This is a genomic window from Dyadobacter sp. OTU695 (assembly GCF_038440355.1).
Lineage (GTDB): Bacteria > Bacteroidota > Bacteroidia > Cytophagales > Spirosomataceae > Dyadobacter.
This window is the reverse complement of record NZ_JASATN010000007.1, coordinates 107,961-134,123: the sequence shown is the minus strand read 5'-3', so window position 1 is coordinate 134,123 and position 26,163 is coordinate 107,961. Positions and strand designations below refer to the sequence as shown.

General features: G+C 48.7%; 28 protein-coding genes. 16 read left to right on the top strand and 12 right to left on the bottom strand.

Annotated features, from left to right (window positions below; all coding sequences use genetic code 11):
• The first annotated feature begins 73 nt into the window (after positions 1-73).
• A complete protein-coding gene (gene trhO, locus AAHB90_RS15185) occupies positions 74-1,060 on the top strand; it encodes an oxygen-dependent tRNA uridine(34) hydroxylase TrhO (RefSeq protein ID WP_342086059.1) in 987 nt (328 codons plus the stop codon).
• Between the two features lie 5 nt (positions 1,061-1,065).
• On the opposite strand, the gene AAHB90_RS15180 is transcribed toward trhO, so the two are convergent.
• A complete protein-coding gene (locus AAHB90_RS15180) occupies positions 1,066-1,560 on the bottom strand; it encodes a GNAT family N-acetyltransferase (RefSeq protein ID WP_342086058.1) in 495 nt (164 codons plus the stop codon).
• A gap of 119 nt (positions 1,561-1,679) precedes the next feature.
• Between AAHB90_RS15180 and surE the strand changes: the two genes are divergently transcribed.
• Entirely contained in the window at positions 1,680-2,447 is a 768-nt protein-coding gene (surE, locus tag AAHB90_RS15175) for a 5'/3'-nucleotidase SurE (RefSeq protein ID WP_342086057.1), read from the top strand.
• Positions 2,448-2,461: 14 nt separating this feature from the next.
• A complete protein-coding gene (locus AAHB90_RS15170; RefSeq protein WP_342086056.1) occupies positions 2,462-4,030 on the top strand; it encodes a GH3 family domain-containing protein in 1,569 nt (522 codons plus the stop codon).
• Between the two features lie 4 nt (positions 4,031-4,034).
• Here AAHB90_RS15170 and AAHB90_RS15165 read toward each other — a convergent pair whose 3' ends face one another.
• Positions 4,035-4,649, bottom strand: coding sequence for a LysE family translocator (locus AAHB90_RS15165; protein WP_342086055.1), 615 nt, complete (start codon positions 4,647-4,649; stop codon positions 4,035-4,037).
• 1 nt (position 4,650) lies between these two features.
• Positions 4,651-5,205, bottom strand: coding sequence for an NUDIX hydrolase (locus tag AAHB90_RS15160; protein WP_342086054.1), 555 nt, complete (start codon positions 5,203-5,205; stop codon positions 4,651-4,653).
• Positions 5,206-5,243: 38 nt separating this feature from the next.
• Between AAHB90_RS15160 and AAHB90_RS15155 the strand changes: the two genes are divergently transcribed.
• Positions 5,244-6,257: a cation diffusion facilitator family transporter gene (locus AAHB90_RS15155; RefSeq protein WP_342086053.1), complete on the top strand. Its 1,014-nt coding sequence runs from the start codon at positions 5,244-5,246 to the stop codon at positions 6,255-6,257.
• Positions 6,258-6,283: 26 nt separating this feature from the next.
• A complete protein-coding gene (locus AAHB90_RS15150; protein ID WP_342086052.1) occupies positions 6,284-7,207 on the top strand; it encodes a sugar phosphate isomerase/epimerase family protein in 924 nt (307 codons plus the stop codon).
• A gap of 186 nt (positions 7,208-7,393) precedes the next feature.
• Here AAHB90_RS15150 and folE read toward each other — a convergent pair whose 3' ends face one another.
• Positions 7,394-8,083 (bottom strand): GTP cyclohydrolase I FolE, encoded by a 690-nt coding sequence (gene folE, locus AAHB90_RS15145; protein WP_342086051.1) that lies wholly within the window; start codon positions 8,081-8,083, stop codon positions 7,394-7,396.
• On the bottom strand, positions 8,043-8,459 hold the full coding sequence (locus AAHB90_RS15140; RefSeq protein WP_342086050.1) for a 6-pyruvoyl trahydropterin synthase family protein: 417 nt from the start codon (positions 8,457-8,459) through the stop codon (positions 8,043-8,045). Before AAHB90_RS15140 ends, folE begins: the two co-directional genes overlap by 41 nt.
• A 305-nt stretch (positions 8,460-8,764) precedes the next feature.
• On the opposite strand from AAHB90_RS15140, the gene AAHB90_RS15135 reads away from it, so the two are divergent.
• The 3 genes from AAHB90_RS15135 to AAHB90_RS15125 all read left to right on the top strand — a co-directional run bounded on the left by AAHB90_RS15135 (position 8,765) and on the right by AAHB90_RS15125 (position 12,493).
• Positions 8,765-10,117 carry a Gfo/Idh/MocA family protein gene (locus AAHB90_RS15135; RefSeq protein ID WP_342086049.1) on the top strand — a complete coding sequence of 451 codons (1,353 nt, stop codon included), beginning with the start codon at positions 8,765-8,767 and terminating at the stop codon, positions 10,115-10,117.
• Positions 10,118-10,182: 65 nt separating this feature from the next.
• Positions 10,183-11,406, top strand: coding sequence for a sugar MFS transporter (locus AAHB90_RS15130; protein WP_342086048.1), 1,224 nt, complete (start codon positions 10,183-10,185; stop codon positions 11,404-11,406).
• Between the two features lie 4 nt (positions 11,407-11,410).
• Positions 11,411-12,493, top strand: a complete 1,083-nt coding sequence (locus AAHB90_RS15125; protein ID WP_342086047.1) for a GHMP family kinase ATP-binding protein — start codon at positions 11,411-11,413, stop codon at positions 12,491-12,493.
• 33 nt (positions 12,494-12,526) lie between these two features.
• Here AAHB90_RS15125 and AAHB90_RS15120 read toward each other — a convergent pair whose 3' ends face one another.
• The 3 genes from AAHB90_RS15120 to AAHB90_RS15110 are packed head-to-tail and all read right to left on the bottom strand — an operon-like array spanning position 12,527 to position 14,763.
• Positions 12,527-13,609 (bottom strand): T9SS C-terminal target domain-containing protein, encoded by a 1,083-nt coding sequence (locus AAHB90_RS15120; RefSeq protein WP_342086046.1) that lies wholly within the window; start codon positions 13,607-13,609, stop codon positions 12,527-12,529.
• 3 nt (positions 13,610-13,612) lie between these two features.
• The gene (locus tag AAHB90_RS15115) at positions 13,613-14,017 is read right to left on the bottom strand and encodes a hypothetical protein (RefSeq protein WP_342086045.1); all 405 of its coding nucleotides are present in this window, start codon (positions 14,015-14,017) and stop codon (positions 13,613-13,615) included.
• An 11-nt stretch (positions 14,018-14,028) separates the two neighbouring features.
• Positions 14,029-14,763, bottom strand: a complete 735-nt coding sequence (locus tag AAHB90_RS15110) for a hypothetical protein (protein ID WP_342086044.1) — start codon at positions 14,761-14,763, stop codon at positions 14,029-14,031.
• Positions 14,764-15,080: 317 nt separating this feature from the next.
• Here AAHB90_RS15110 and ispG point away from each other — a divergent pair, with 317 nt between their 5' ends.
• From ispG to AAHB90_RS15095, 3 genes are read left to right on the top strand one after another with little or no spacing between them, the layout of a single operon-like run.
• The gene (ispG, locus tag AAHB90_RS15105) at positions 15,081-17,084 is read left to right on the top strand and encodes a (E)-4-hydroxy-3-methylbut-2-enyl-diphosphate synthase (protein ID WP_342086043.1); all 2,004 of its coding nucleotides are present in this window, start codon (positions 15,081-15,083) and stop codon (positions 17,082-17,084) included.
• 9 nt (positions 17,085-17,093) lie between these two features.
• A complete protein-coding gene (locus tag AAHB90_RS15100) occupies positions 17,094-17,273 on the top strand; it encodes a DUF6728 family protein (RefSeq protein WP_342086042.1) in 180 nt (59 codons plus the stop codon).
• On the top strand, positions 17,270-17,629 hold the full coding sequence (locus AAHB90_RS15095) for an MmcQ/YjbR family DNA-binding protein (protein ID WP_342086041.1): 360 nt from the start codon (positions 17,270-17,272) through the stop codon (positions 17,627-17,629). The genes AAHB90_RS15100 and AAHB90_RS15095 overlap by 4 nt, the downstream gene beginning before the upstream one ends.
• A gap of 104 nt (positions 17,630-17,733) precedes the next feature.
• On the opposite strand, the gene gldC is transcribed toward AAHB90_RS15095, so the two are convergent.
• Together gldC and AAHB90_RS15085 are read right to left on the bottom strand one after the other, a co-directional pair.
• Complete coding sequence (gene gldC, locus AAHB90_RS15090; protein ID WP_342086040.1) at positions 17,734-18,075, bottom strand: gliding motility protein GldC; 342 nt, start codon at positions 18,073-18,075, stop codon at positions 17,734-17,736.
• 71 nt (positions 18,076-18,146) lie between these two features.
• A complete protein-coding gene (locus AAHB90_RS15085; protein WP_342086039.1) occupies positions 18,147-18,872 on the bottom strand; it encodes a DUF4197 domain-containing protein in 726 nt (241 codons plus the stop codon).
• 107 nt (positions 18,873-18,979) lie between these two features.
• Between AAHB90_RS15085 and AAHB90_RS15080 the strand changes: the two genes are divergently transcribed.
• The 5 genes from AAHB90_RS15080 (at position 18,980) to AAHB90_RS15060 (ending at position 24,217) form a co-directional block, all read left to right on the top strand.
• Complete coding sequence (locus tag AAHB90_RS15080) at positions 18,980-20,251, top strand: competence/damage-inducible protein A (RefSeq protein ID WP_342086038.1); 1,272 nt, start codon at positions 18,980-18,982, stop codon at positions 20,249-20,251.
• A gap of 65 nt (positions 20,252-20,316) precedes the next feature.
• The gene (locus tag AAHB90_RS15075; protein ID WP_342086037.1) at positions 20,317-21,624 is read left to right on the top strand and encodes a dihydrolipoamide acetyltransferase family protein; all 1,308 of its coding nucleotides are present in this window, start codon (positions 20,317-20,319) and stop codon (positions 21,622-21,624) included.
• Positions 21,624-22,157, top strand: coding sequence for a 5' nucleotidase, NT5C type (locus AAHB90_RS15070; RefSeq protein ID WP_342086036.1), 534 nt, complete (start codon positions 21,624-21,626; stop codon positions 22,155-22,157). The genes AAHB90_RS15075 and AAHB90_RS15070 overlap by 1 nt, the downstream gene beginning before the upstream one ends.
• Positions 22,154-22,831 (top strand): response regulator transcription factor, encoded by a 678-nt coding sequence (locus AAHB90_RS15065; protein WP_342086035.1) that lies wholly within the window; start codon positions 22,154-22,156, stop codon positions 22,829-22,831. The genes AAHB90_RS15070 and AAHB90_RS15065 overlap by 4 nt, the downstream gene beginning before the upstream one ends.
• A 3-nt stretch (positions 22,832-22,834) precedes the next feature.
• Positions 22,835-24,217: a sensor histidine kinase gene (locus AAHB90_RS15060; RefSeq protein WP_342086034.1), complete on the top strand. Its 1,383-nt coding sequence runs from the start codon at positions 22,835-22,837 to the stop codon at positions 24,215-24,217.
• 372 nt (positions 24,218-24,589) lie between these two features.
• Here the strand turns inward: AAHB90_RS15060 and AAHB90_RS15055 are convergent, their stop codons facing one another.
• Positions 24,590-25,336, bottom strand: coding sequence for an acyl-CoA desaturase (locus AAHB90_RS15055; RefSeq protein ID WP_342086033.1), 747 nt, complete (start codon positions 25,334-25,336; stop codon positions 24,590-24,592).
• A gap of 133 nt (positions 25,337-25,469) precedes the next feature.
• On the bottom strand, positions 25,470-26,129 hold the full coding sequence (locus AAHB90_RS15050; RefSeq protein ID WP_342086032.1) for a DUF4159 domain-containing protein: 660 nt from the start codon (positions 26,127-26,129) through the stop codon (positions 25,470-25,472).
• Positions 26,130-26,163: the final 34 nt, after the last annotated feature.

The following is a 26,163-nucleotide window of genomic DNA, read 5'->3' as shown; positions in this document are numbered from 1 at the left end:
CTGCGGTCCGGCCTCCGGCACCTGGCGAGGGGACTCCTCTCTTTTTTCCTTTGGAATACTTAATCGACAACCGATGAAACCTTACAAGGTTATCCTATATTATTATTACACGACCATCGCCGATCCGGATGCCTATCGCGATGAGCATCATTTGTTTTGTGTGCAGAACAACCTGCTGGGCCGCATTATCGTGGCGCCGGAAGGTTTGAATGGCACCGTTTCGGGCACGCCCGAGCAATGCGAGGCTTATATGGACTATGTCCGTTCCGATGCACGGTTCGCTGGTGTCCAGTTTAAAGTGGAAGAGTCGGACCACATTGCGTTTCAAAAACTGCACGTGCGCGTGAAGGATGAGATCGTCAATTCAGACCTTCCCGTGAACCCGCTCGTACGCACAGGCAAGCACCTCGAACCGGCCGATTTCAAAGCTATGCTCAACGACCCGGACGTGGTGCTGGTAGATATGCGCTCGGATTACGAGCATGAAGTGGGCAAGTTCAAGGGTGCGATCACATTCGATATGCATAACTTGCGGGAGCTGCCCGAACACGTGCACGAGATTGCCCATTTGAAAGATAAAAAGATCGTCACTTACTGCACCGGCGGGATCAAATGCGAGAAAGCCAGTGCCTACCTGCTCGATCAGGGTTTTACGGATGTGTACCAGCTCCACGGAGGCATTATACGGTACGGCCTTGAAGAGGGCGGCGAGAACTTCGACGGCAAATGCTACGTGTTCGACAACCGCATTACCGTCGATGTCAACAAAGTCAACCCGACGGTGATCTCCAAATGCTACATCTGCGATGAACCCTGCGATCGCATGGTAAACTGCGCCAATGCCGAATGCAATAACCACGTACCGATCTGCGAAAAATGCGGTTGGGATATGGAAGGTACATGCTCGGCGGAATGCAAATCGCACCCGGGTAAACGAGCCTACGACGGCACGGGCTACTACGTGGTAAACAGCAACAATTACAACCCTTTGCAAGGCCTCAAAAGCCAGCAGAAGAATATCAAAAAAATGAAACTGGCATTGAAAACTGAATCGGCATAGCCGGTTCAGTTTAAGGTTTTTTCGAGGACATAATCGTTCATCCAGTAAGGCCCGATGGGAATGTCCTGCTCGTCCACAACGCGGAAGCCCATTTTTTCATAGAATGTTTTCGCTTTGTTGTAGCGGTTCACATTCAGCAACAGCACCGTTCCCCCCGCCGACTTGACGTAATTTTCAGTTTCGTGTAAAAGGAATTTCCCCGCGCCGGTTCCCTGCATCGCGGGAAGCACATATATTTTGTGTAATTTGAACTTTCCGGGTTTTTCTTCCGCCACCGACGAAAACCCGACGGGAGCCTGGTCGCTCACCAGGATCAGGAATTGCTGACCGGATTGCATCTGGTGCGTGAGGGCTTCGGGAGAATATATTTTTTCGAACATAAAATCGATCTGGTCCTTGCTAAGGATGTCACGGTAAGTCGGTTCCCATGTTTTTTCCTGGATTTCGATAATAGTCGGAATGTCTCCGACAGAGGCTTGCAGTGTTGCGAATGAAGGCATATTGCTTAAATTTGGCAGCTTGAAAAGCGCAATTAAATATTTATTCACTTAAAAACCATGTTACTGAGCCGGCAGACGAGATCGCAAGAAGCAGCTAAGCACCCGATCAGTAGAAATATATGAAACCCCTCATTTTAGTTACTAATGATGACGGAATAACGTCAAAAGGAATCCGAACACTGGTTGAAATTATGCAGACGCTGGGCGAGGTGATCGTAGTCGCTCCCAACAGTCCGCAATCCGGAATGGGGCATGCCATTACCATCGGTGAACCGCTAAGGCTCTATTCCACCCATATTTTTGATGATATTACAGAATACGAATGCTCGGGGACACCGGCCGACTGTGTGAAACTCGCTAAAAACTACGTCTTGCAGGACCGCAAGCCCGACCTGGTGGTGAGTGGCATTAACCACGGCAGCAACAGTTCGATCAGCGTGCTTTACTCCGGTACGATGTCGGCAGCGATTGAGGCGGCCATCGAAGGCATCCCGGCAATCGGTTTTTCACTTTGCGATTTCAGGGAGGACGCTGATTTCAGCCACGCCATACCTTTTATCAGGTCGATTACCGAGGAGGCTTTAAAAAATGGTATTCCAAACGGCATTGCCCTGAACGTGAACATTCCCGCAAAAACGGATCTGGCACTAAAAGGCGTGAAGGTTTGCCGCCAGGCACATGCCAAATGGCAGGAGAAATTTGACTACCGTGTCGACCCTAATGGTCGCGGCTACCTTTGGATGGCCGGAGAGTTTGTCAATTTTGATACGGAAAAAGAAGATACTGATGTCTGGGCACTGGATAATAACTATATCTCAGTGGTGCCATGTCAATATGATCTGACAGAGTATGAAGCGTTGAAAAAGCTATCGACCTGGGATTTGTAATTTAACCAACAGCTATGGCATTAGTAGGCAGTTTATTAAAGAAAGGCATCCATTTCAGCAACATTGTTGCCAATCGCCGCAAGGCAAGTTTACACCAGCAACAGAAGAAAACCCTGGCCAAACTGCTGGCCAAGGCCAGATATACCGAGTTCGGCGAGAAATACAACTTCGACGAACTGCTTTCCACCATTCTTTTCGGTGAAAAAGGCGCATTTTACGAGCTATACAAGCGTACGGTGCCTGTTTACGATTACAATAAGATATTTAACGAGTGGTGGCACAAGTCTCTCGAAGGCGAAAATGACGTTTGCTGGCCCGGCACAGTGAAGTACTATGCATTGAGCTCAGGAACCTCGGAGGCTGCTTCCAAGCAGATTCCAGTCACGAAGGCGATGACGAAAGCCATTCAGAAGACCAGTATCCGTCAGATTTTGTCATTAGGTTACTACAAAGACCTTCCGCCGGATTTGTATGAAAAAGGTTTTCTGATGCTGAGCGGAAGTACGAATTTAAACCCGCACGAAACAGGCAGTCTGGCGGGCGATCTGAGTGGCATCCAGATCCAGCAGATCCCGCGCTGGTTCCGCCCCTATTACAAACCCGGCCAGAAAATCGCCGCACAACGCGATTGGGGCTTGAAATTGGAAGAAATCACCCGTGTGGCGAGCGAATGGGACATTGGCTTTGTGGTAGGCGTTCCTGCGTGGATCCAATTGCTTTTCGAAAAGATCATCGCGCATTACCATGTGAAGAACATCCATGAAATATGGCCCAATTTGCAGGTTTTCGCGCATGGTGGCGTTTCTTTCGAACCCTACCGCAAAGGTTTCGAGAAGCTTTTGGGCAAACCGATGACCTATATCAATACGTACCTTGCATCGGAGGGCTTTATCGCCTACCAATCGCGGCCAGGTGCGGAAGGAATGGAGCTGGTGTGTGACAACGGCCTGTTCTTTGAATTCATCCCTTTCACCTCCCAAAATTTCGACTCCGACGGCGTAATGCTCGATAACCCCGAGACGCTGATGATCGATCAGGTGGAAGAGGGCAAAGAATATGCATTACTGCTCTCGACCTGCTCGGGGGCATGGCGTTACCTGATCGGCGATACGCTGAAATTTGTCGACAAATCACGCGGTGAAATCGTTATTACCGGTCGGACAAAGCATTACCTGAGCCTCTGTGGAGAACACCTTTCGGTCGACAATATGAACAAGGCGATCGACCTCGTATCACGCGAAATGGGTATTTCGGTGAAAGAATTTACCGTGTGCGGCATCGAGTACGGTACTTTATTCGCGCACGACTGGTACGTAGGCGTGGACGAATCCAATGTGGATGCGGAAGTTTTGAAACAAAAACTCGACGCTAAACTATCGGAGCTAAACGACGACTATGCTGTCGAGCGGCGTCACGCATTGAAAGAGGTATTTGTGACGGTTCTGCCCAACCAGGCGTTCTACCACTGGATGGAATCCAAAGGCAAGCTCGGTGGCCAGAACAAGTTCCCCCGCGTTTTCAAAAAGGACCTGATCAGCGACTGGAAGAATTTCCTGAAAGCTGAGGGGTATATTGCCCCTTGATCCCCTACTTCAAAAAATTGGTATAGGCAATCTGACAGGCGATGAGAATAAAAACCACGCCTGTCACTTTGTTAAATACGGTTACCACTTTGGGCGTGAAGAGCTTTTTGAGCCTGTGGGCAAAAACGGCAATCGCGCTTTCCACCAAAAATACCGCTACAACACTCGCTGCGAAGAAGAGTATGACCTGGTTGAGGTTATAATGCAAATTGGTACGGATGTATGAAGCGATGGTGACCCAACTGATGAAGTTCACAGGGTTCAGCCCATTCAGCAAGAAGCCCGTTGTGAAATAGTAAAGAAAGTTTCCAAAACGCGTTTGCGGCTCGGCGATCTGCGGCTGGCCTTTGATGATGTTACTCAGACCTAACGCGACGAGGAACACAACACCGGCGCCGGCCATCCATTTCTGAAAATTGGGAATGTCGGGCAGCAGTGCCGTTCCGAAAATGGCGAAGAAAACGAAGATGATATCGCACACAAATACGCCGAAAGCGATTTTGATGCCGGTGCGGTATCCGTTATCGACGCTGTTTTGTACCAGTGAAAAGAATACCGTCCCAAAGGTAAGGCACAATGCGACGCCGGTCAGCGTGCCGTAAAATAACGCTTGCAGCATATCAGATACCTTTCAGTCTGGCAGTCATCAATATGCCCGCTACCGAAAGCGAATCGGTGATTTCCGAGCGCATGACCATCTCTACTGCTTCCTTTAAGGGCAATTTCCATACCTGTAAATCCTCGGTGTCTTCGGGTTCGGCCTGGTCTTGCGTAAGTTCTTCGGCAATGAAGAGGAACCCTTCTTCGTTAGTTGCCGAGTTGGATGTGTGAATGCGGGCGAGTTTAGTCCATTTGCTGGCCAGAAGACCGGTTTCCTCTTTCAATTCGCGTTTAGCGGCGTCAAGCGGATCGGCGCCAAGTGCCCCGCCGCCTTCCGGGATTTCCCAGGAATACTCATCGATCGCGTAACGGTACTGGCCTACGAGGTAAATGTTGCCGTCGGCATCCACCGGAATTACCCCTATCGCCTGATTTTTAAATTTAACCAAACCATAAATGCCTTTGTTGCCCGAAGGGTTAATCACGTCACGGTGACTGAGTTCCAGCCAGGCATTCTCATAAACGGTTTCAGTCGATAGTGTTTTCCAGTTATTTTCAGTGGATATAACCCGCATTTTCTTAGTATTTTTGACTCCTCATTGACAAATCTCAAATGCAAATAAACCAAAATAAGCTTAAACAACGTCTCATCATGCTGTCTTTTGTAGCCAGCATTCTGTTGACAGGATTGAAGTTTTTTGCATTCTATCTTACCTCCTCTAATGCCATTCTAAGCGATGCACTGGAATCGATTATCAACGTAATCGCCAGTGGTTTTGCGTTTTACAGCGTTTATCTTTCCTCTCAGCCCAAAGACCGCAACCATCCTTATGGCCACGGCAAGGTCGAGTTTTTCTCGGCCGGCTTCGAAGGGGCTCTGATCATCATCGCTTCGATATTCATTGTCGTGGAGGCTGTGAAAAGGATCATGGACCCGGCCCCTATCGACAACCTGGCGCAGGGTTCGGTCTTTATCATCTTCACGATCTTTGTCAACACCGCCATCGGCTACAAGCTGCTGACGGAAGGCCGCCGGGCGAATTCGCTCGCTTTGGTGGCAGATGGGAAGCATTTAATGTCGGACAGTATCAGCAGTGTCGTGCTTATTTTAAGTGTCGGGTTAATAATGCTTACCGGCTATGTTTGGATCGACAGCGTGGCGTCTCTTCTTTTCGGGCTTTTTCTGGCGTACAGCGGGTCTCAGCTGGTGAGCAGGTCGGTCGCCGGACTCATGGATGCCAGCGACGAATTGCTGCTCGACAAGGTGATCCAGGTTTTAAATGAAAACAAAAAGGACGAATGGATAGACGTCCATAACCTCCGTGCCCAACAATACGGTTCGGACTTGCATATCGACTGCCATTTAACACTGCCCTATTACTGGGAGCTGCAAAAAGTACACGAAACGATCCACGATTTCGAGAACATCCTGAAAGGCTCACAACCGGGCGAGACGGAAATTTTCGTCCACGCCGATCCTTGCGTATACCAATGTTGCTACTTTTGCAGGATCGACCACTGTCCCGTCCGCCAGCATGCATTCGTGCAGGATATCGAATGGGACGCAGCCAAGCTCACCAAAAACGAGAAGCTGTACCGCGAAGCCAGAATCAATATTCAGGAGTAATAATCAAATCTAAATTCTAACCAATCATGGACTTTTCTCGTCGCGATTTCCTTAAAAAGGCCGGAGCCACTGCGCTTGCTGCCACTGCATTCACCGATCTGTTCGCCGAACCGGCTGCAAAAAAACTCTGGTTTGATATTTCTTTGGCCGAATGGTCGCTGCACAAGGCTCTTTTCGCGAAAAAACTCACCAACCTTGATTTCCCGGAACTCGCCAAAAAAGAGTTTGGTATCTCGATCGTAGAATATGTAAACCAGTTCTTCAAAGACAAAGCAGAAGATAAAACTTACCTTGCCGAGCTTCTGAAAAGAGCGAAAGACAATGGCGTGACCAATAACCTGATCATGATCGACGGCGAAGGCGGTTTGGGCGAGCTCGACGCTGCGGTACGTAATAAAGCGGTTGAAAACCACTACAAATGGGTTGAAGCAGCGAAATACCTCGGCTGCAAAACGATCCGCGTAAATGCATTCGGCAAAGGTTCCGACGAAGAAATCGCGAAAGCGGCGGTAGAAGGCCTGAGTAAGCTGGGTGAATTCGCTTCGAAAACCGGTATCAATGTGATCGTTGAAAACCACGGCGGTTCATCTTCGAACGGTAAATGGCTGTCGGGCGTCATGAAACAAGTGAATATGAAAAATGTCGGTACCCTGCCCGACTTCGGTAATTTCTGCATCAAACGCTCGGCTAACGGCTGCGAAGAATCTTACGACCGTTACCTGGGAACGCAGGAGCTGATGCCTTTCGCAAAGGGTGTAAGCGCGAAAACTTACGATTTCGATGAAAAAGGCAACTGTATCGAAACGGATTACACTAAAATTCTGAAAGTAGTAAAGGATAGCGGTTTCAAAGGTATCGCCGGTATCGAGTATGAAGGAAGCAAGCTTTCAGAATATGACGGTATCAAGGCTACCAAGGCGCTTTTGGAACGTGTTGGGCCGACGGTGTAACTGCATCCGCAACAACAAGTGACTATACTTGACTATAAATGACAACACCTGACAAGCGATTTGTCAGGTGTTGTCATTTACAGCTTCTAAATTCACGCAAGACCGCCTATGTCACCCTGAGCGGAGTCGAAGGGTATTGGCATCGCGCCAATAAGCTTCGACTGCGCTCAGCATGACATGATCGCCCTACATTCCGAGGTAGCTCAGAAACTCCTTCTTGGTCATCTCCTCTTCGAACTTACCGCCATAATACGCGGTAACCGTCGAGCTGCCGGAGTCGCGTATCCCTCGTGACTGTACGCACATGTGCTGCGCGTCGATCACCACGGCTACATCCTCAGTTTGTAACGCTTCCTTCAATTCATTGGCGATCTGAACGGTGAGCCGCTCCTGTACCTGCGGGCGTTTGGCATAATACTCCACAATGCGGTTCAGTTTCGACAGGCCGATCACTTTTCCGCTTGAAATATAGGCGACGTGTGCCTTGCCATAAATCGGAACAAAGTGGTGTTCGCAGTTCGAAAACACGGTAATATCCTTTTCAACCAGCATCTGGTTGTATTTATATTTATTTTCAAACAGCGCGATCGCCGGTTTGTTCTTGGGATCCAAACCACTGAAAACTTCCTTGATATACATTTTCGCAACCCGTTTCGGCGTGCCTTTGAGGCTGTCGTCGGTCATATCAAGGCCCATAATCTCCATAATGTGGCGGAAATGTTTCTCGATAAGCTCCATTTTAAGCTCGTCCTCCATGGCAAACGCGTCCTTGCGGAGGGGAGTCTCAATACCTGAAAACAAATGATCGTCACCAACCTCCTCGATGTCCAAAGCTTCACTGGACTGGATACTCGACAAAATTCCGTTCTGTTTCATACAATCTGATTTTCAGGTCAAGACCTGCTTCTATTTTGGGTCTTATAATTGAATAAATAACGATCGCGATATTCTCCGCGGTCGGATTAAGGGTTTTGAATTCTTCAACGTCGAGATTCAGGTTCCGGTGATCAAACCGGTCGATAACGGATTCCTTCAATATGGCGCTCAGCACTTTCATGTCTATCACATAACCTGTTTCAGGGTCAACCGGACCCGTCACCTGTACGATCAGCTCATAATTGTGCCCGTGAAAGTTGGGATTATTACACTTCCCGAAAACCTCCCTGTTCTTTTCCTCCGACCATTCCGGATTGTGAAGACGATGGGCTGCATTGAAGTGCTCCTTCCGGAACACCGCCACCTTTTGCACCATATTTTAAACCACTTAAAAATTTAGTTTGCCTTAAATGTCGTAACAAAGTTTGTGTCCAACACATTTAAGGGTCCGAGCTTGCTGTGAATCGCTCTCAGGAGTCTCTTGCTTCGGGTAAACGCTGTAAGCTAGGAAATTGTTCACTGCGTTCCTATTTACTGTTACCGGCAAGCGTCCGCAATGTCAATTTTTAATTAATAAAAAAATTTAAAAATCTGGCTTTTGCGTGTAAATTGCAGCCCCGGACTGGGTAAGACCAAATAATCTTCTACCAACCGAGCCGCAAACTTTCAAGAGATTTTGATATGGATAGACGTGATTTTCTGCAAAAAACAGCATTGGCCGCTCCCGTCGCGGGAATTATTCCATCGCTTAGTTTAAAAAAAGAAAAACCGGCAGGAAATGTACGTTTAGGATTTATCGGGGTCGGATTGAGGGGCCGTAACCACGTGGAGCAGGCACTTTTCCGTCCGGATGTCGAGATTAACGCGATTTGTGACATCGATCCCGACGCGATCAACATCACCCTCGACAAGATCAAAAAAGCGGGCCGCAAAGCGCCGGCTGTGTATTCCAAAGGAGAAGAGGACTTCATGAACCTGGTCAAACGCGACGACCTGGACGGCGTACTTATTGCCACACCCTGGCAATGGCATGTGCCAATGGCGCTTGCGTCAATGAATGCGGGGAAATATACCGCCGTAGAGGTTTCGGCAACCGTTACCCTGCAAGAATCCTGGGACCTGGTCAATACTTTCGAAAAAACCGGCTCGCATTGCATGATCCTTGAAAACGTGTGCTACCGGCGCGATGTGATGGCCATTCTCAAAATGATCCGGGCAGGTATGTTCGGCGAAATGACGTACGCACATTGCGGATATCAGCATGATTTGCGGGGTATCAAGTTCAACACCGGCAAAAGCAATGAAGGCCACGGCGTCGAATTTGGCCCGAAAGGCTTTTCCGAAGCTAAATGGCGCACCCAGCATTCCGTCGACCGCAACGGAGATCTTTACCCAACCCACGGCCTTGGACCCGTGGCGCATTGGCTGGATATTAACCGGGGTAATTGCTTCACGCACCTGACGTCGATGTCAACCAAATCGCGGGGTTTACACAAATATATTGTAGACCATGGCGGCAAGGACCACCCGAATGCGAAGGTCAATTTCAAACTCGGGGACATCGTGACAACGATGATCCAATGCTACAATGGCGAGAACATCGTCCTCATCCACGATACCAATTCGCCTCGCCCCTACTCGCTCGCATTCCGCGCGCAGGGCACTGAGGGAATCTGGATGAACGACGGCCACACGATTTACCTCGAGGGCGTGTCACCCAAGGAGCATATCGGCGAGCCCGACAAGCCTTACCTGGATAAAAACGATCACCCGCTCTGGGCAAAATATGCCAAAGAAGCTGAAAATGCCGGCCACGGAGGCATCGATTACTTTGTATTGAGGGGCTTTGTCGAAGCCATCAAGCGCAAAACGGCCCCGCCGATCGACGTTTATGACGCAGCGGTTTGGAGCGCTATCAGTCCGTTGTCAGAACTTTCCATCGCCCGTGGAAGCTCTCCCGTTGAAATTCCGGACTTTACGCGGGGAAAATGGCGAACAAATCAGCGGATCTTTGGCCTGAATGATGAATATTGAGTATTATAACAAAACCAAATTTATACCAGCACAAATAACCCGAACAACCTAATCCAATACCTTAAATGAGCAAAAAGAACAGTTACCTGGGTCCCCTCTTCATTATCGGCATTCTATTCTTTGTGATGGGTTTCGTCACATGGGTTAACGGAACACTGATCACCTTCTTCAAAAAAGCATTCTCGCTGGACAACACCAGTTCATATCTGGTTACGTTCGCATTTTTCATTTCCTACACCGTCATGGCGATCCCGTGTTCGATGGTTTTGAAAAAGACCGGTTTTAAAAATGGTATGTCACTGGCGCTCGGAGTGATGGCGGTAGGTACGCTGATATTCATTCCGGCTGCGGAAATGGCCTCTTATCCACTATTTCTGGTGGGCCTTTTTACGATCGGTATTGGCCTTACCGTTTTGCAAACCGCTTCCAATCCCTATGCTACGATCCTCGGGCCACGCGAAAGTGCTGCGCAGCGCATCAGTATTATGGGTATTGCCAATAAATCGGCCGGTATTTTCAGCCAGATCATCTTTGGTAAACTTCTTCTCGCGGGCGCATCTACGGGTGACCCCAAATCGGAGCTCGACAAAGTGGCTATGCCTTACCTGGTGCTGACAGCCGTATTGGTGATCCTGGCACTGGTGATCAGAATGTCGAAAGGCTTGGTGGAAGTGAGCGAAGAGGAAGATGACGCCCCGGTAGTAGGACAGCCGGTAGTGGCACAGAAAACAAGTGTATTGCAGTTCCCTAACCTGGTATTGGGTGTATTGGCGCTGTTCTGCTACGTAGGTGCCGAGGTAATCGCCGGCGACACGATCATCAGCTACGGTGTTTCGCTCGGTTTTCCCGAGGAAGAGGCACGTTTGTTCGGAACCTATACTCTATATGGTATGATGACCGGCTATTTACTGGGTATCGTATTGATCCCGAAATATGTATCTCAGCAAGCCTATTTGAAATTCTCAGCCATTCTGGGTCTGATCGTAACAGTGATCGCCGTCAACTCCACCGGTTTCACTTCGGTACTTTGTATCGCGATCCTCGGTTTTGCCAATGCGGTGATCTGGCCTGCATTGTGGCCGTTGGCTTTGAGCGGTCTGGGGAAATTCACAAAAATCGCTTCTGCATTGCTTGTAATGGGTATTTCCGGCGGCGCAGTGCTACCTTTGGTATACGGAAGCATCGCCGACTCGATCGGCAGTACGCAGAAAGCTTACTGGATTTTGGTTCCACTTTACATTTATATGCTCTATTTCGGCTTTGCAGGCCACAAAAAGAAAAGCTGGTAGTTCAATGAGGATTTCAACTCCCGGCCGTATTTGCTTTTTCGGGGAACACCAGGATTACCTGGGGCTCCCCGTGATTGCAGCGGCCATATCGCGAAGGATTAGCGTTGACGGTGGTTATCGCGATGATCATAAAATAGTGTTGCATTTGCCCGATCTGGGTACCAAAGAAGAATTTTCCCTCGATACTACCTTTCCCTATGTGAAGCCGCGGGACTATTTCCGCAGTACCATCAATGTTGTAAAAAGAAAGGGGCTCACGTTCTCCAAAGGTTTCGAAGCGACCATTCATGGTAACATCCCCATCAATTCAGGGACGTCCAGCTCTTCGGCGTTGATTGTTTCCTGGGCACATTTCCTGGATAAGCTGAGCGATAACCCGCTTAATTTCTCCAAAAAGGAACTAGGGGAAATCGCCAATGCGGCCGAAGTACTGGAATTCGGCGAGCCGGGCGGGATGATGGACAACTATTCCACCGCCATTGGTAACGTCATTTATCTCGAATCGACACCGGTTATCAAAGTAGAGGCATTAAACCCGAAACTAGGCACATTCGTGCTCGGCGACTCGCTGGAACCGAAAGATACGCTCGGCATTATCGCGCGTTGTCGCTATGGAATGGAAGATGTAATCAAAATAGTCACCGATTACGATCCATCATTTTCTATTTTCACAACGTCGATCGAGCAACTGTCAGATTACAAGTCGTTGCTTTCCACCGACCAGTTAGGACTGCTGAAAGCCAACATCGAAGACCGGGACATTCTCGTAGAAGGGAAGGCATTGCTGATCGAAAGCGCCCAAAACCACGCAAGCGGCGACTTCGATAAACATTTCGGCAGCCTGCTCTACAAACATTACCAAAATCTCCGCGACCACAAACGCACCTCCACGCCTAAAATCGAACGCATGATGAACGCCGCTCTTGGTGCCGGCGCACTGGGCGGCAAGATCAACGGCTCGGGCGGAGGCGGCTGCATGTTCGCCTACGCACCTACGCATGCGGAAGAAGTGGCCGCAGCCATCGAGCGCGAAGGCGGGAAGAGTTATATTATTACAGTAGATGAAGGCACCCGGATCGAGGAGTAACCTGTATCCGGGCGGCTTTTGCCATCAGCTTCTTCATTTAATTAAAACCCGCTTGGTCTGAGTGGTTCCATCCTCGAAGGTGGCTTTCAAAAAGTATTCTCCTTTTAAACCGGCTTTCAGTTTCACTGTGGTCGGGTTTCCCTCTGCGTTCGGCAGGTAGTCTTGCACAATCCGTTGCCGGTCGTCCAGCAGGTTAACTTTTATCATCTTGTTAAATTGATTATTCAAATTGACGGCTTGAATATCCTCGCCGGCTTCTACCGAAACAGTAATGGTCTCGTCACTCTCAGCTGGATTAGGATAAACTTGCATTTTAGCGCCGTTTGGTTTAAAGAATGTAAACGAATGCCGCGGCTGTCCACAGAATGCGATCGAGAGACCACCATTATTCGACGGGCCATTGAATGTAAAATTCACCGTGCCAGAACTTTGGTTACTGATGATCGTACTTCCAGCAGTTGAGCTGAATGCAGGCCCGGTATCCGGATCAAGTCCCCAGAAGATTTGCATATTATGCGCGCCCCAGGTTGTATTTTGGAAACTTCCGGAGATGAGCTTACCGTCGAGGTAGACGCTGGTTAATAGCGGGGCGTAGTTGCAAGTCCAATAGGTGGACGGCACGCCATATCCTGGTGGGACATCGGTTGGATTGTGCTTGACCAAGGGGCCGGGACCAAATTTTGAGATAAACTTCCCGGCGTCATAGGTAGTTACCGCGGAATGATCGCCAGAATACCGGACTCGCATTTTTCCCTGTGAGCCGCTGTAATTTCCTTGAATATAGCTGGGATTTACACCTGCGACGTAAGGCGTAACACCGCCATAGGTCGGTTGATTGATACCAATTTGATTACCTCCAGTAGAAACATGCCAGGCATAACCATGGCAATTATACTGCCGGGAATAATTGGCTAGAATGACACGACTCGGTCCATAAACTCCGCCTTGAACAGCATCTTGAAATGCCTGTAATTGAGGGTTTGTGTAATCCCCCGCATTCTGGTACACAAATAACGCAGATGCTGGAACCGCGACGCCATTTGGCGTATTGACTTGTGCATGAGCAAGTATATTGACATTGACGACCAGCAGCAAAATATTTATCAAATTTTTCATAGATCAGTATTTTTCTTGTAATAGGATCGCCTTTGGTTCAGCATGATCATAAAATTCGTTGTAGTGTATTCCCAATTCACTAATAGTCTTGCCGTTACAATCAAAAATGTAAGACATTGGTGACGAAACTGTTGTATTTTCGAACGCGAGAAAATATTGACTGCGATATTCGTAAACAACAACGTTCAGAAAGCTCATTTTAGGCACCTGAAAAAATGCCAATTGATCCTTAACCCAAGGTTCATTTTCCAGGAATTCCTTTGTGAAGCAGGAGTTAACAGCCTCGTATTCTTTCACCTCTCTTTGATCGCAAGATTCACCGAACAAGAGGGTCGATAAAATTACTATTGCCAACAATTTGCTTACACTACGATTTTGACTTACTGCGAGAATATTAAATGTTTTCATGACTGACGATTTTAATGTTTAACGGTTTTAATAAACTCTTCAAATTTCACTAGCAATGCTTGTAGCTCAGATAAATTCCTGACAATCAATCTGTTACCAAACTGATCGGCGCTTTGCTGGCTGAATGCATTTAGCAGGACATCCACATTCAATGTCTTCATCACCTTGTAAAAGATGTAGGCGTCGACACCGTCCGAAATGCCGCCGAAAACATTGCCGTACTTTTGCTTTACAAGGAGCTGTGAGTGCAAGCGCTTCAAAAATTCGGCTTTCTCGCCGGGCGACATCTGGTTCAGCAGCGCGTCGTCGCTCATAATCAGCTCTGCCCCTATCCATTTCAGTGAATAGGCTCCCATTTGAGCGCTGTCTGACAATGATCGAATCGTATTGAAGTCTTCCCTGAAATAGGTCTCGCGCAACGCTTTCATCGCGTCGGGCCGCCCCTTGAATTCCAAAAAGCCGTTGAAGCCTTCCAGTGCAAAACCCAAACCCTCGACGGGACTGTCGTGTGCGATGTAGCTCCGAAAAAACGGATGCTCCATCGTTATCAGCAGCAACTCTTCCGTACTCAACGTTTTTAGATCGATCCCCGTGATCTGACAGGCGTTCTGCCGTTCTTCGACAGATGTAAGCGCATTCCAGCATTCAGTCCCCGGCTTGCAGGGATAATTCCAGCGCAATAATGCTTGCCCGAATACACCGGCTGAAAGCATTGTGATAAGCAGGCACAGACTTGTTTTCTTCATATGGCTCCGATTTACATGGTGGATGATGCATGCAGATGCCGCGACATTCGGCGGCCTTTACCGGAACATTGAGCGATTGACTTTTCCTATGTAGTATCGGGGCGATGGGTACAAATATTTAATATTTCAAATACAAAACATAACCTTTTCAAGTTGATATGTGTGAATGACTGGGATCGATATACGAACGGGCGAAGTACCGAAGTTTTACAAGGCGACAAGCGATTATTACAAACCGACAGACGACCACGGAAAAATGCACCATTGGCGTTCCGATTGTGTTTTAGTTTTAAGACCTTTGTCGATATTACCATTCAATGACCGTGATTACACCTTCTGAACAAAAAACCAATATTTACTGCCCTTCGCTGACCGCCTATGAACGGCGCCGGACGATCTCCATCAACATTGGCGATATTCCGATGGGCTCCGATTACCCGATCCGCGTGCAGTCGATGACGACCGTCGATACGATGGATACGCAGGGCTCGATCGACGAGGTTATCCGGATGGTGGAATCGGGTTGCGAGTATGTGCGCATTACCGCGCCAAGCGTGAAGGAGGCCCAAAACCTGGAAAATATCCGTAACGGATTGCGCAAGCTGGGTATTCAGGTACCCCTGATAGCCGACATCCATTTTACGCCCAATGCAGCCGAACTGGCTGCCCGCATCGTTGAAAAGGTTCGGATCAATCCTGGAAACTACGCCGATCGCAAGCGTTTTGAGGTGATCGATTATACGGACGCTTCCTATGCGGCCGAGCTGGAAAGGATCAGGGAAAAATTTATTCCTCTCGTCAAAATCTGCAAGGAATACGGTACGGCTATGCGGATTGGCACCAACCACGGCTCGCTTTCCGACCGCATTCTGAGCCGTTATGGCGATACGCCGCTGGGAATGGTGGAATCCGCACTGGAATTTTTGCGGATTTGCGAAGAGTTCAATTACTATAACATCGCCTTGTCGATGAAGTCCAGCAATACGCAGGTCATGGTCGAAGCCTATCGCTTATTGGTGCAACGGCTGGATGAGGAAGGTTTGAAACCCTACCCGCTGCATTTGGGCGTTACCGAAGCAGGCGAGGCCGAGGACGGACGCATTAAATCGGCAGTCGGCATCGGCACTTTGCTGGAAGACGGCCTGGGCGATACGGTGCGCGTTTCACTGACCGAAGCGCCGGAAAAAGAAGCGCCGGTGGCTCGCGCACTGATCGAGCGGTATACGTCACGGGCAGCGCATGCGCCCATCGAGCCTATTGACCATTGCCCTATCAATCCGTTCCAGTATACGCGTCGGGATACGAGGGAAGTTTACAATATCGGCCATTTGAATGTGCCGCGTGTGATTGCCGACTATTCGAATATCGAAGTTCAGCAATTGGATGATCTCAAAAGCATCGGCCACTTCTTTCTCCCCGTTCCTGATAAATGGGCAATGAACGACCAGGGTGCCGATTTTATTTACACAGGGCAAAAACCGGCGCCTTTCATGTTGCCGAACGGCCTTCGTGAGATCCTCGACCAGAAGCAATGGCAGGCGCACCCCGAAAGGCATATCAAATTCCCGCTATTTGATGTAGCTGAATGGAATGCAGCTACGGAAACATCATCCGAACTGAATTTTATCAAAGGCGACATTCACCCCTTTGACGAGGCATTTCTAACCCGCATTTCAGCTGAAAAGAACGTCGTACTTGTGCTTCATACGCACAATGCGCACGCGATGCCGGAAATGCGGCGGTTCTTTTACAAACTCACGGAACTGAAAAATAAGGTACCGGTGATTATCCAGCGGGACTATAAAACCGACCTGGAAGATAAGCTGACATTATACTCGGCGACCGACATCGGTGGTTTGCTGGTGGACGGTTTCGGTGACGGAACATTGCTTTCCCCTGAATTTCCGGCTGGTACAGAACATCCGGAAAAGTTAAAAGCAGCGGCTTCTTATAACAGTATCGCATTCGGCATTTTGCAGGCAGCACGCACGAGGATGTCGAAAACCGAATACATCTCCTGCCCTTCCTGTGGCCGTACATTATTCGATTTACAGGAAACCACGGCGATGATCCGCAAACATACGGAGCATTTAAAAGGCGTCAAGATCGGGATTATGGGTTGTATTGTGAACGGCCCGGGTGAAATGGCCGATGCCGATTATGGTTACGTGGGTATGGGCAAAGACAAAATTGCGTTGTACCGCGGACAGGAAGTGATCAAGCGGTCGGTGCATTCGTCGAAAGCGGTGGAAGAACTGATCGAGTTGATCCGGGAAGATGGCCGGTGGATAGAGCCGGAGGAACGCGAAATTTTGGTTTAAACAAATACAATGAAAAGATACTTTCAACTGGGCGAAGTGTTTTCCTACTTCATCCGCGTCTTCAAAAAACGCGACCCGAACAACCCCGATTCGTTCAATTTGCGCATGATGCACGGGATCAACCGTATCTCCATCGTCATGTTTTTGATTTGTGTCATCATCATGATCATCAGAGCCTTAACACGATGAACCTTGAAACGCTGCGGGATTACTGCCTGAAATTACCCGGTGTAACGGAGGAATTGCCATTCGGCCCCGATACGCTGGTTTTTAAAGTGCTCGGAAAGGTGTTCCTGCTCACGCCGCTGGATTCGCCCAGGCACCAGTTCAATGCGAAATGCGATCCGGAAAAGGCAGAGGAGTTAAGAGAAAAATATCCCGACGTGAAACCGGGTTATCACATGAATAAAAAGCACTGGAATACCGTGTACGTCACTGGCAGCATTCCCAGCGAGGAACTTTTTAGCTGGGTGAAAGACTCTTACGACCTGGTAGTGGCCAGCTTGCCGAAAAAAGCTCAGGAGGAATTAAAAGATATTGTGTAATGTCATCCTGAGCGGAGCCGAAGGTAATGTCATCCTGAGCGGAGCCGAAGGATAAACGCAATGGCGTCCTGCATGCGCTTCGACTCCGCTCAGCGTGACAAACGTTATTTCGCTGCTTTCATTTCTTCATCCAGACGCTTGCTCAACGTGTCGCAAACACCCTCGATCATATCGGCCATCCCGCGGTCGTTTGTCGCCGTCAGCAATGTATCCGCAATGCCGCTCAAGAGCTCGATGTAGAAGCGCTTCATTTCAAAAACCTCCATATCCTTTGTCCAGAGATCGATTTTTAGCGTTCCGCGGTGGTAATGGTCCCACACCCCGATTGCGATGGCGCGGGTGTCGTTGATACCTTCGTTCGGGTTGTCGGTTGCGTCCCAAAAGATCTTCTCCGGTATATTTTTTTCGTCGAGTTCAACGGTAAAATGTATTTCTGACTTTTTCATACTGAGGTGTTAATTTTTACAAAAGTAAGCATTTGAACCCAAACAGGCGGTCCAAATCTGGGACGTGAAACCTACTTCCCTGTTTGGCCGAACACTTTTTTCAGCAAATCGGTCACCCGTGCACCGGGATTTTCTCGAATTTTCTTTTCCTCCTGCGCAATCAGTATGTACAAACCATCGATCGTTTTTTGGGTCGCGTACTGCTTCAAATCCGGGTTCACCTTTTTAACCAAAGGTATCTGATTGTAAGTTTTGACGATGTCTGCGTAATACTGCGTCGCTTTGTTAAGCTTCAATGTACTGTCGACTACCGGAAAGAAAGTCTTGAAGAGCTCATCGTTGGTACTTTTCTTCAAATATTGCGTTGCCGCGTCATCAGAACCTTTAAGGATGCCTAATGCGTCGGGTACGGTCATAGATTTAACCGCCTTGAAAAAAATCGGCTTCGATTTTTTGGCTGCATCCTCTGCTGCGCGGTTGAGTGATAATGTGAATTTATCGACCTGTTCCCCAAGTCCCATTTTGCGCAACGTTTCGGCCACTTTTTGCGCTTCGGGCGGCACAGCGATCTTAATCAGCTCGTTTTTAAAGAAACCATCCACCTTCGAGGCGGAGTCGGAACCGATGCTGACTCCAACGTTCAACGCCTCTTTCAGACCCTGAACAATCTCATTTTCACTGAGTCCGCCACTCTTTCCTCCACCCTTTCCGAGTAGCTTGCCGAGATTGAATTGTGCCTGTGAAGTGTGTCCTAAAATGAGCCAAAACAGCGTTAACGAAAGGATTTTGTATTTCATTACAATAGAGTTTGTTATTATTTCACTACGGTTCAAACGTACTCAATAACGATTAATTTTACTTATTTTTGGGAAAATAACGGTCCCATTTAACCTGTTCCAAACCTATGATTTCCTCCGTCAGGGCTGAAATAATCACGATCGGTGACGAGATACTTTTTGGTCAGATCATCGATACGAATACGCAATGGATTGGCACCCAACTGACTGACATCGGTATCCGTCCGGCAAGGAAAACATCCGTTGGCGACAACCGTCAGGACATCCTGGATGCTTTTGCGCAAGCCGCCCAGCGAGTGGACGTGGTGATCGTAACAGGCGGCCTCGGGCCCACGCGCGACGATATAACAAAGCACACCTTCTGCGAATACTTCGGTACTGAGCTCGAAATCAATCAGGAAGCCCTGGCGCTCATTACCGAGTTTTTCGCAAAACGGGGCCGTGCCATGACCGAGCTTAACATTCAGCAGGCAGCACTTCCCAAAAACTGTACCTACATTCCGAACCTCTGGGGGACAGCTCCCGGAATGTGGTTCGAAAAGGACGGAGTGATTTACGTCTCGCTGCCTGGTGTCCCCTATGAAATGAAGAGCTTAATGGAGTTTGAAATCCTGCCGCGGCTCAAAGCACGTTTTTCGACTCACATTATCCAGCATAAATCTATCCGTACCATCGGTATTGGTGAATCTTTTCTGGCCGAGAAAATTGCCGGCTGGGAAGATGCATTGCCCGAACACATTAAACTGGCCTACTTGCCGCATTTCGGGCAGGTCCGGTTAAGGCTTACAGGTACCGGCACGGATCAGCAGGTGCTCGAACGGGAACTGGCCGAACAGGTCGCGCTGGTATTGCCTTTGATTGAAGAACACGTTTTCGGTTACGACTCAGACGAGCTTGAAACGGTGATCGGTAGCCTTCTGATAAACAGCAATGCCACAATAAGTACAGCGGAAAGTTGTACGGGAGGCTATGTGGCCAACCAGATCACGAGCATTCCAGGCTCATCGCGCTATTACGAGGGTTCGGTAGTAAGTTATAGTAATGATGTTAAAATGGGTGTACTAGGCGTATCCCGTGAAACGCTTGAAGCCTACGGCGCGGTGAGCGAGCAGACGGCCCGGGAAATGGCAGAAGGCGCGCGCCGCTTGTTGAATACCACATTTGCCATCTCAACTACCGGTATCGCAGGACCCGACGGTGGCACAGCAGAAAAACCAGTTGGCACCGTGTGGATTGCCTGCGCGACGCCTGAGGAGACATTTACCCAATTGCTGACACTAAGGAACAATAGAAAAATCAATATAGAACTAACCTGCTCTTACGCACTCAATCTGTTGAGAAAAACCATTTTAAAGACTTCTCTCGCGGTAAAAGGGTAAACGAAGATCAGAATCAAAAAAGGTAACGAAAGCATGTTTTCATTACCTTCGAAAAAACACCATTTATGAAAATAGTTGAAATGGTAATGCCTCCGATGGGGGAAAGCATCATGGAATGTACCGTACTCCACCTGCTTGCAGAAGAAGGTGCAAAAGTGCGGATCGATGACTCTATCCTGGAAGTTGCGACCGATAAAGTAGATACCGAAGTCCCCTGTCCTTACGAGGGAACACTTACCAAATGGCTCGTCAAGGTTGACGACGTAGTGCCGATCGGTAGCGCCGTCGCGCAGATTGAAGTCGCCGACGACGTTGTTGCGCAGGACGCCGGCACGCCATTATTGGTGGCAGTGGAAGAAGAGGCGCACGTTGCTGAAACAGTAGCCGCGCTTGAAAAAGGCTTTCAAACAGCAGTGAGCAGAACGCCGGAGCTGGCCTACGAATTTGCCCCCGTCAATGCGGCGGTCAACGATTTTTATTCCCCGCTGGTGTTAAGCATTGCGCGTGAAGAACAAATCCCTGTAGATGAGCTGAAAGTGATCAAAGGAACGGGGCTCGAAAACAGGGTTACCAAGGACGATATCCTTTCCTACGTAGCGCACCGGCGCAAAAAATCATCGGTTGCTGCCGCTGCTGCCAGCCCCGCCACCTCGCTCAACGGCAGTAACGAGATCATCGAAATGGACCGCATGCGCAAGATGATCTCTCAACGGATGGTCGAATCGAAAAGGATTTCAGCCCATGTTACCTCATTCATCGAAACGGACATGACGCCGGTGGTAGGCTGGCGGGAGCACGTTAAGGCCGAGTATCGCAAGAAAACCGGCGACAGCATTACGTTCACCCCTATCCTGATCGAAGCGGTTGTCAAAGCCATCAAGGATTATCCGATGATCAATATATCGGTGGAGGGCGACAAGATCATCAAAAAGAAAGACATTAATATAGGAATGGCTGTAGCGTTGCCAGACGGTAACCTGATCGTACCGGTCATTCACAATGCCGATCGCTACGATCTTCCGGGCCTTGCACGCAAGGTGAACGACCTGGCCAAGCGCGCGCGGGAGAACCGATTAAAAGCGGACGATCTGGCCGGCGGCACTTATACCGTTTCAAATATCGGTGCATTTGCGAACCTGATGGGAACGCCGATCATCGTGCAGCCGCAGGTAGCCATTATGGCATTCGGGGCAATTAAAAAGAAACCTGCCGTTATTGAAACCGCGCAGGGCGATCTGATCGGTATCCGCAGCATGATGTTCGTCTCGCACTCCTACGATCACCGCGTAGTGGACGGCTCACTGGGAGGTCTATTCCTGAAACGCGTCAACGATCACCTCGAAAACTTCGACATTAGCCGAACCATAATCTGATGCTAAGATTGACCCTGGACATGGACGATGTGCTGGCGAACACCCACGAAAAGCTCGTCGACATTGTCCTCGCCGACTTTTCGACCACACTGAACCGGGAGGATTTCCAGACCAAGGGATTAAGGGAATTGCTGCACCCGAAACAGCTGTCGAAGCTGCACAAAATCATGGATACTCCTGGTTTTTTTGCAGATATCGCAGTTAAGGAAGGCGCGGTCGAAACCGTGCACAAGCTTTCCAGGTATTACGAGCTGTTTGTAGCTACGGCCTGTATGGAGTTTCCAAACTCCTTCCGTGATAAATTCGATTGGCTAAAAAAGCACTTTCCGTTTATCCCTTGGACGAATGTAGTTTTCTGTGGATATAAAAGCATTATCCACTCTGACTACCTGATCGACGATCATGTACGTAACCTGGCGGCATTCAAGGGCAAGGGCATTCTATTTTCATCCCCGCACAACCTCAGGGAAACAGCATACAAACGCGTTTCGAGCTGGAAGGAAGTGTCTGAACTATTTTTACATAGCCTATGAAACTGTTACTGATTGAGGACGAGCCCAAAACATTGCAGTCGATACGGCAAGGGTTGGAAGAGAATGGCTATGAGGTCGATATTGCCTATGATGGGCTGATCGGTAAACAACTTGCACGCAGCAACGTTTACCAACTGATCATCAGCGACATTATCATTCCCGGCATTAACGGTATAGAGCTTTGCCGCGAGATACGCAGTTGGGGCGACGAGACGCCTATCCTGATGCTGACCGCCCTTGGTACCACCGACGACAAAGTCACGGGGCTGGATGCCGGCGCGGATGATTACCTGGTCAAACCATTTGAATTTAAAGAGCTCCTCGCGCGTGTACGTGCGCTCACCAAGCGCGGGTCTACGATTTCTCATACCGCGCAGGTTTTGAAATTTGCTGACCTGGAAGTGTCTCTGGACGCCAAAACTGTCTACCGTTCCGGCAATAAGATTAACCTGACGGCAAGAGAATTCAATCTGCTCGTGTACTTGATCCGTAATCAGGGAAGGGTTATTTCAAAGGTGGAAATCGCCGAGCAGGTCTGGGACATCGGTTTTGACACGGGTACCAATGTAATTGAAGTATATGTAAATTACCTTCGCAAGAAGATCGATAAAGATTACCCCGTCAAGCTCATCCACACGCAATTTGGAATGGGTTACGTGCTCAAAGTAGAATAAGCTATGCAAATCCGCACCCGACTTACGGTTCAGTTTTCCCTGCTGGTAAGCGGTATTTTGCTGGTCACTTTTTTGGCCGTTTACTTTTTTACCTATTACAATGTTACCGAGGATTTTTACGACCGGTTGCGCTCAAAAGCGAAGTCGCAGGCGGAGCTTTTGCTGAAAGTACAGGTGCCGCTCATCAATGCGGAAGTATTGAAAGCCCTGGACGAGACCAACCGCGACCTGATCTACGACGAGAACATCTTCATTTTCGACGAAAAGAACCGCCTCATTTACAGCAACTCCACCACCCCGCAGCTCAAAGCATTGCACGTCTCCAATTACTGGCTCGATGAAATCCGTAAAGCCGGCCAGATCCGGTATGACGACGGCGATTACAAAGTGGTAGGCCTTTATTACAAATATCCCTTCAACAAGGCGGTGGTCATGCTCGGCGCGAAGGATTTGTACGGACAAGCTAACCTTTCGAACCTGAAAACGCTGCTGACCGTCCTGTACCTGATCGTGACATTCGTGGTAGCGATCGTCGGTTGGATATTCTCAAAACGTGCATTAAGGCCCATTTCGAAGGTCATGAATGCCGTAGAAGGCATCCTGCCTCAAAAACTCGATACGCGGTTGAATGTGCCTAACCAGAAAGACGAGATCGGACGATTGACGGTGACCTTCAACAAGCTGCTCGACCGGATCGAAACGGCGTTTCAGATGCAGAAGATTTTCGTTGCCAACGTCTCGCATGAGTTGAAAAACCCGCTCACGAAGATCAAATCGCAATTGGAAGTGATCATGTTGAAAGAACGGAGCCCGTACGAATATCAAATGACAATCCGCTCCGTACTGGAAGATATTCAGGAACTCGGCCAGCTTTCCAACACATTGCTGGAACTTGCCAAAGTAAGCGAAGATCAGCGCGACCTGCTTACCGAACTTATCCGCGTGGACGATCTCCTGCTCGACTGCCGCATGAACCTCGCGGAGGCGAATCCGGCCTACAATATTCAACTCAACTTTGACGAGCTGCCCGAAGACGACACCTGGCTGGAAATCACCGGCAATACGACGCTGCTGAAAACCGCCTTCCTCAACCTGATGGACAATGCCTGCAAATTCTCCGACGACAACACGGTGAACATCTGCCTGCATCCGTCGCGGGGGCAACTGGGGCTGACTTTTTCAGATAATGGAAAGGGAATTCCCGAGAAGGACAAGAGCCTGGTTTTCCAGCCCTTTTACCGCAGCGATAACACCGCGAGCATCAAAGGGTACGGCATCGGTCTTTCCCTGGTGGAGCGCATTGTAAAGCTTCACAACGGGAGCATCAGCATTCAATCGAACATTCCCAAGGGCACGACTTTTCGTTTAACTTTTTTACGCCTCTAAGCAAATTCTAACTTATTATTAACGCCTTTCTAAGTATTGTTGATCTTATTTGTATTGTCGACAGGGCGAAACAATCGCCGGTCGGGCCGCGTAGGTCGCAAATTCAAAGGATTTCATTTTTTGTGGTGTTAATAAGCAGATTGGCAGGCGTCTCTCACGTCTGCCAATTTTTTTGCCGGATCGAGGGTCGAGTGTGGCCGTGAGTTGTCAGGTGAGGTCATTGATAGTCAAATGTTGCCAGGTGTAGATGCGAAAAAAGGGAGGACAACTGGCCGACCGACCAATTTCTCCTCCCTTTCTATTTCTATCAATGACAAGCCCCGACTACGGCCTGACCATCAATGACAACACCTGACCAGACATTGTCGCACGTTAGTTCTTCTTTCGAATCTCAATAATCTTCAATCTGTTCAGCAGCTTGATCACCGGGTAAGTCGGATCGACTTCAAACCACTTTGAACCAAAGTTGATTGAGTTCGGCCGTTTGTGGTGGTTGTTCTGGAAAAGCTCTCCCATCATCAGGAAGTCAAAAATCAACGAGTTTTTGGATTTATCGTCGTTGTCAAAGTTCTGATAGCCGTACTTATGTCCGCTCCAGTTGACGATCGCGCCATGGATCGGGCCCATCAGGAAGTGGATCGGCAACAGAAAGAAGAATGCCCAGTGCATATCCAGGTAAATGTAGGCCAGCACATAAAATGAAAGGTAAATAACCCCCCAGCCAACGCGGGAAATCCAGGAATCACCCAGTTTTTCCACGAAATTCCATTCGGGATAATTCCTTTCAAACTGCGACTCGATGGCGCGTTTGCGGTTCAAAACTGCATTATAAATATTTTTCGTTTCCCACATCATCGTGAAAACATTTTTGGTATGATGCGGAGAATGGGGATCTTTTTCAGTATCGCTAAATGCGTGGTGCATCCGGTGCAGAATCGCGTAAGCGCGCGGGCTCAGATACGAGGAACCTTGTGACAGATAAGTGAGTAAATAGAAGAACCGTTCCCATGGCTTGCTCATAATGAACATTTTATGAGCAGAGTAGCGGTGCAGAAAAAAGGTTTGACAGAATAGTGACAAATACCAATGTACAACAAATACAATCAGGACTATATACATGGAACGGCGGAAAAAAATAATATACTAAACTTTGTACAAAAGTAAGTGCCAAAGGTTAGAAAACCGAAATTTCCAAAACTAAATTTGGAATATAGCCATAGGTCGCCGAGGCTCCCGCGAGCCTCGGCATGGCCTATTCGATCATAAAAGCATAGCTCAGCAGATTGGCCCCCATTTGCAGGGCTTTGCGGCGCATTTCCTCGGGATCATTATATACGCTCTGATCTTCCCAGCCATTTCCCAAATCCGTTTCGTAGCTATAATAGCAAATCAGTCGCCCCTGCCAGATCAACCCGAAGCCTTGTGGCTGCTTCCCGTCGTGTTCGTGTACTTTCGGCAGACCGTCGGGAAAATTGTATTTCATATGGTAAACCTGGTGGTCGTAAGGAAGCTCTACGAATGAAAGCTCGGGAAAAACTTTCTTCATCTCGCGGCGGATAAACTGATCGAGGCCATAGTTGTCGTCCACATGCAGAAAACCGCCCGAAAGCAGGTAATTTCTTAGATTCTGCGCCTCGGCATCGCTGAAAACTACATTTCCGTGCCCGGTCATATGCACAAACGGGTACGAGAAAATATCCGGACTACCCACTTCCACCACATCCTCCACCGGGTTAATGTTCATTTTGAGCTCCGCATTACAGAACTTGATCAGGTTCGGCAACGACGTTTTATTGGCATACCAGTCGCCCCCGCCCCCATATTTGAGCTTAGCGATCTTTAAAGACGACTGCCCGTACGACGTGACGGCGGCACTGAGCAAGAACGTGATAACGATAAGATGGGCGCGCATGGGTGAGTTTTGAATGATTGAATGACTGAATGAT

Bases quoted from the DNA above. Each gene is read 5' to 3' on its own strand.
- gldC (WP_342086040.1), bottom strand. From the start codon at position 18,075: ATGAAAAAGTCAGAAATACATTTTACCGTTGAACTCGACGAAAAAAAT.
- AAHB90_RS15050 (WP_342086032.1), bottom strand. From the start codon at position 26,129: ATGCGCGCCCATCTTATCGTTATCACGTTCTTGCTCAGTGCCGCCGTC.
- AAHB90_RS15080 (WP_342086038.1), top strand. From the start codon at position 18,980: ATGATTTCCTCCGTCAGGGCTGAAATAATCACGATCGGTGACGAGATA.
- trhO (WP_342086059.1), top strand. From the start codon at position 74: ATGAAACCTTACAAGGTTATCCTATATTATTATTACACGACCATCGCC.
- AAHB90_RS15165 (WP_342086055.1), bottom strand. From the start codon at position 4,649: ATGCTGCAAGCGTTATTTTACGGCACGCTGACCGGCGTCGCATTGTGC.
- AAHB90_RS15075 (WP_342086037.1), top strand. From the start codon at position 20,317: ATGAAAATAGTTGAAATGGTAATGCCTCCGATGGGGGAAAGCATCATG.
- AAHB90_RS15065 (WP_342086035.1), top strand. From the start codon at position 22,154: ATGAAACTGTTACTGATTGAGGACGAGCCCAAAACATTGCAGTCGATA.
- AAHB90_RS15150 (WP_342086052.1), top strand. From the start codon at position 6,284: ATGGACTTTTCTCGTCGCGATTTCCTTAAAAAGGCCGGAGCCACTGCG.
- surE (WP_342086057.1), top strand. From the start codon at position 1,680: ATGAAACCCCTCATTTTAGTTACTAATGATGACGGAATAACGTCAAAA.
- AAHB90_RS15070 (WP_342086036.1), top strand. From the start codon at position 21,624: ATGCTAAGATTGACCCTGGACATGGACGATGTGCTGGCGAACACCCAC.
- AAHB90_RS15140 (WP_342086050.1), bottom strand. From the start codon at position 8,459: ATGGTGCAAAAGGTGGCGGTGTTCCGGAAGGAGCACTTCAATGCAGCC.
- AAHB90_RS15055 (WP_342086033.1), bottom strand. From the start codon at position 25,336: ATGTATATAGTCCTGATTGTATTTGTTGTACATTGGTATTTGTCACTA.
- AAHB90_RS15060 (WP_342086034.1), top strand. From the start codon at position 22,835: ATGCAAATCCGCACCCGACTTACGGTTCAGTTTTCCCTGCTGGTAAGC.
- AAHB90_RS15180 (WP_342086058.1), bottom strand. From the start codon at position 1,560: ATGCCTTCATTCGCAACACTGCAAGCCTCTGTCGGAGACATTCCGACT.
- AAHB90_RS15120 (WP_342086046.1), bottom strand. From the start codon at position 13,609: ATGAAAAATTTGATAAATATTTTGCTGCTGGTCGTCAATGTCAATATA.
- AAHB90_RS15085 (WP_342086039.1), bottom strand. From the start codon at position 18,872: ATGAAATACAAAATCCTTTCGTTAACGCTGTTTTGGCTCATTTTAGGA.
- AAHB90_RS15130 (WP_342086048.1), top strand. From the start codon at position 10,183: ATGAGCAAAAAGAACAGTTACCTGGGTCCCCTCTTCATTATCGGCATT.
- AAHB90_RS15160 (WP_342086054.1), bottom strand. From the start codon at position 5,205: ATGCGGGTTATATCCACTGAAAATAACTGGAAAACACTATCGACTGAA.
- AAHB90_RS15115 (WP_342086045.1), bottom strand. From the start codon at position 14,017: ATGAAAACATTTAATATTCTCGCAGTAAGTCAAAATCGTAGTGTAAGC.
- AAHB90_RS15110 (WP_342086044.1), bottom strand. From the start codon at position 14,763: ATGAAGAAAACAAGTCTGTGCCTGCTTATCACAATGCTTTCAGCCGGT.
- ispG (WP_342086043.1), top strand. From the start codon at position 15,081: ATGACCGTGATTACACCTTCTGAACAAAAAACCAATATTTACTGCCCT.
- AAHB90_RS15095 (WP_342086041.1), top strand. From the start codon at position 17,270: ATGAACCTTGAAACGCTGCGGGATTACTGCCTGAAATTACCCGGTGTA.
- AAHB90_RS15170 (WP_342086056.1), top strand. From the start codon at position 2,462: ATGGCATTAGTAGGCAGTTTATTAAAGAAAGGCATCCATTTCAGCAAC.
- AAHB90_RS15155 (WP_342086053.1), top strand. From the start codon at position 5,244: ATGCAAATAAACCAAAATAAGCTTAAACAACGTCTCATCATGCTGTCT.
- AAHB90_RS15135 (WP_342086049.1), top strand. From the start codon at position 8,765: ATGGATAGACGTGATTTTCTGCAAAAAACAGCATTGGCCGCTCCCGTC.
- folE (WP_342086051.1), bottom strand. From the start codon at position 8,083: ATGAAACAGAACGGAATTTTGTCGAGTATCCAGTCCAGTGAAGCTTTG.
- AAHB90_RS15125 (WP_342086047.1), top strand. From the start codon at position 11,411: ATGAGGATTTCAACTCCCGGCCGTATTTGCTTTTTCGGGGAACACCAG.
- AAHB90_RS15100 (WP_342086042.1), top strand. From the start codon at position 17,094: ATGAAAAGATACTTTCAACTGGGCGAAGTGTTTTCCTACTTCATCCGC.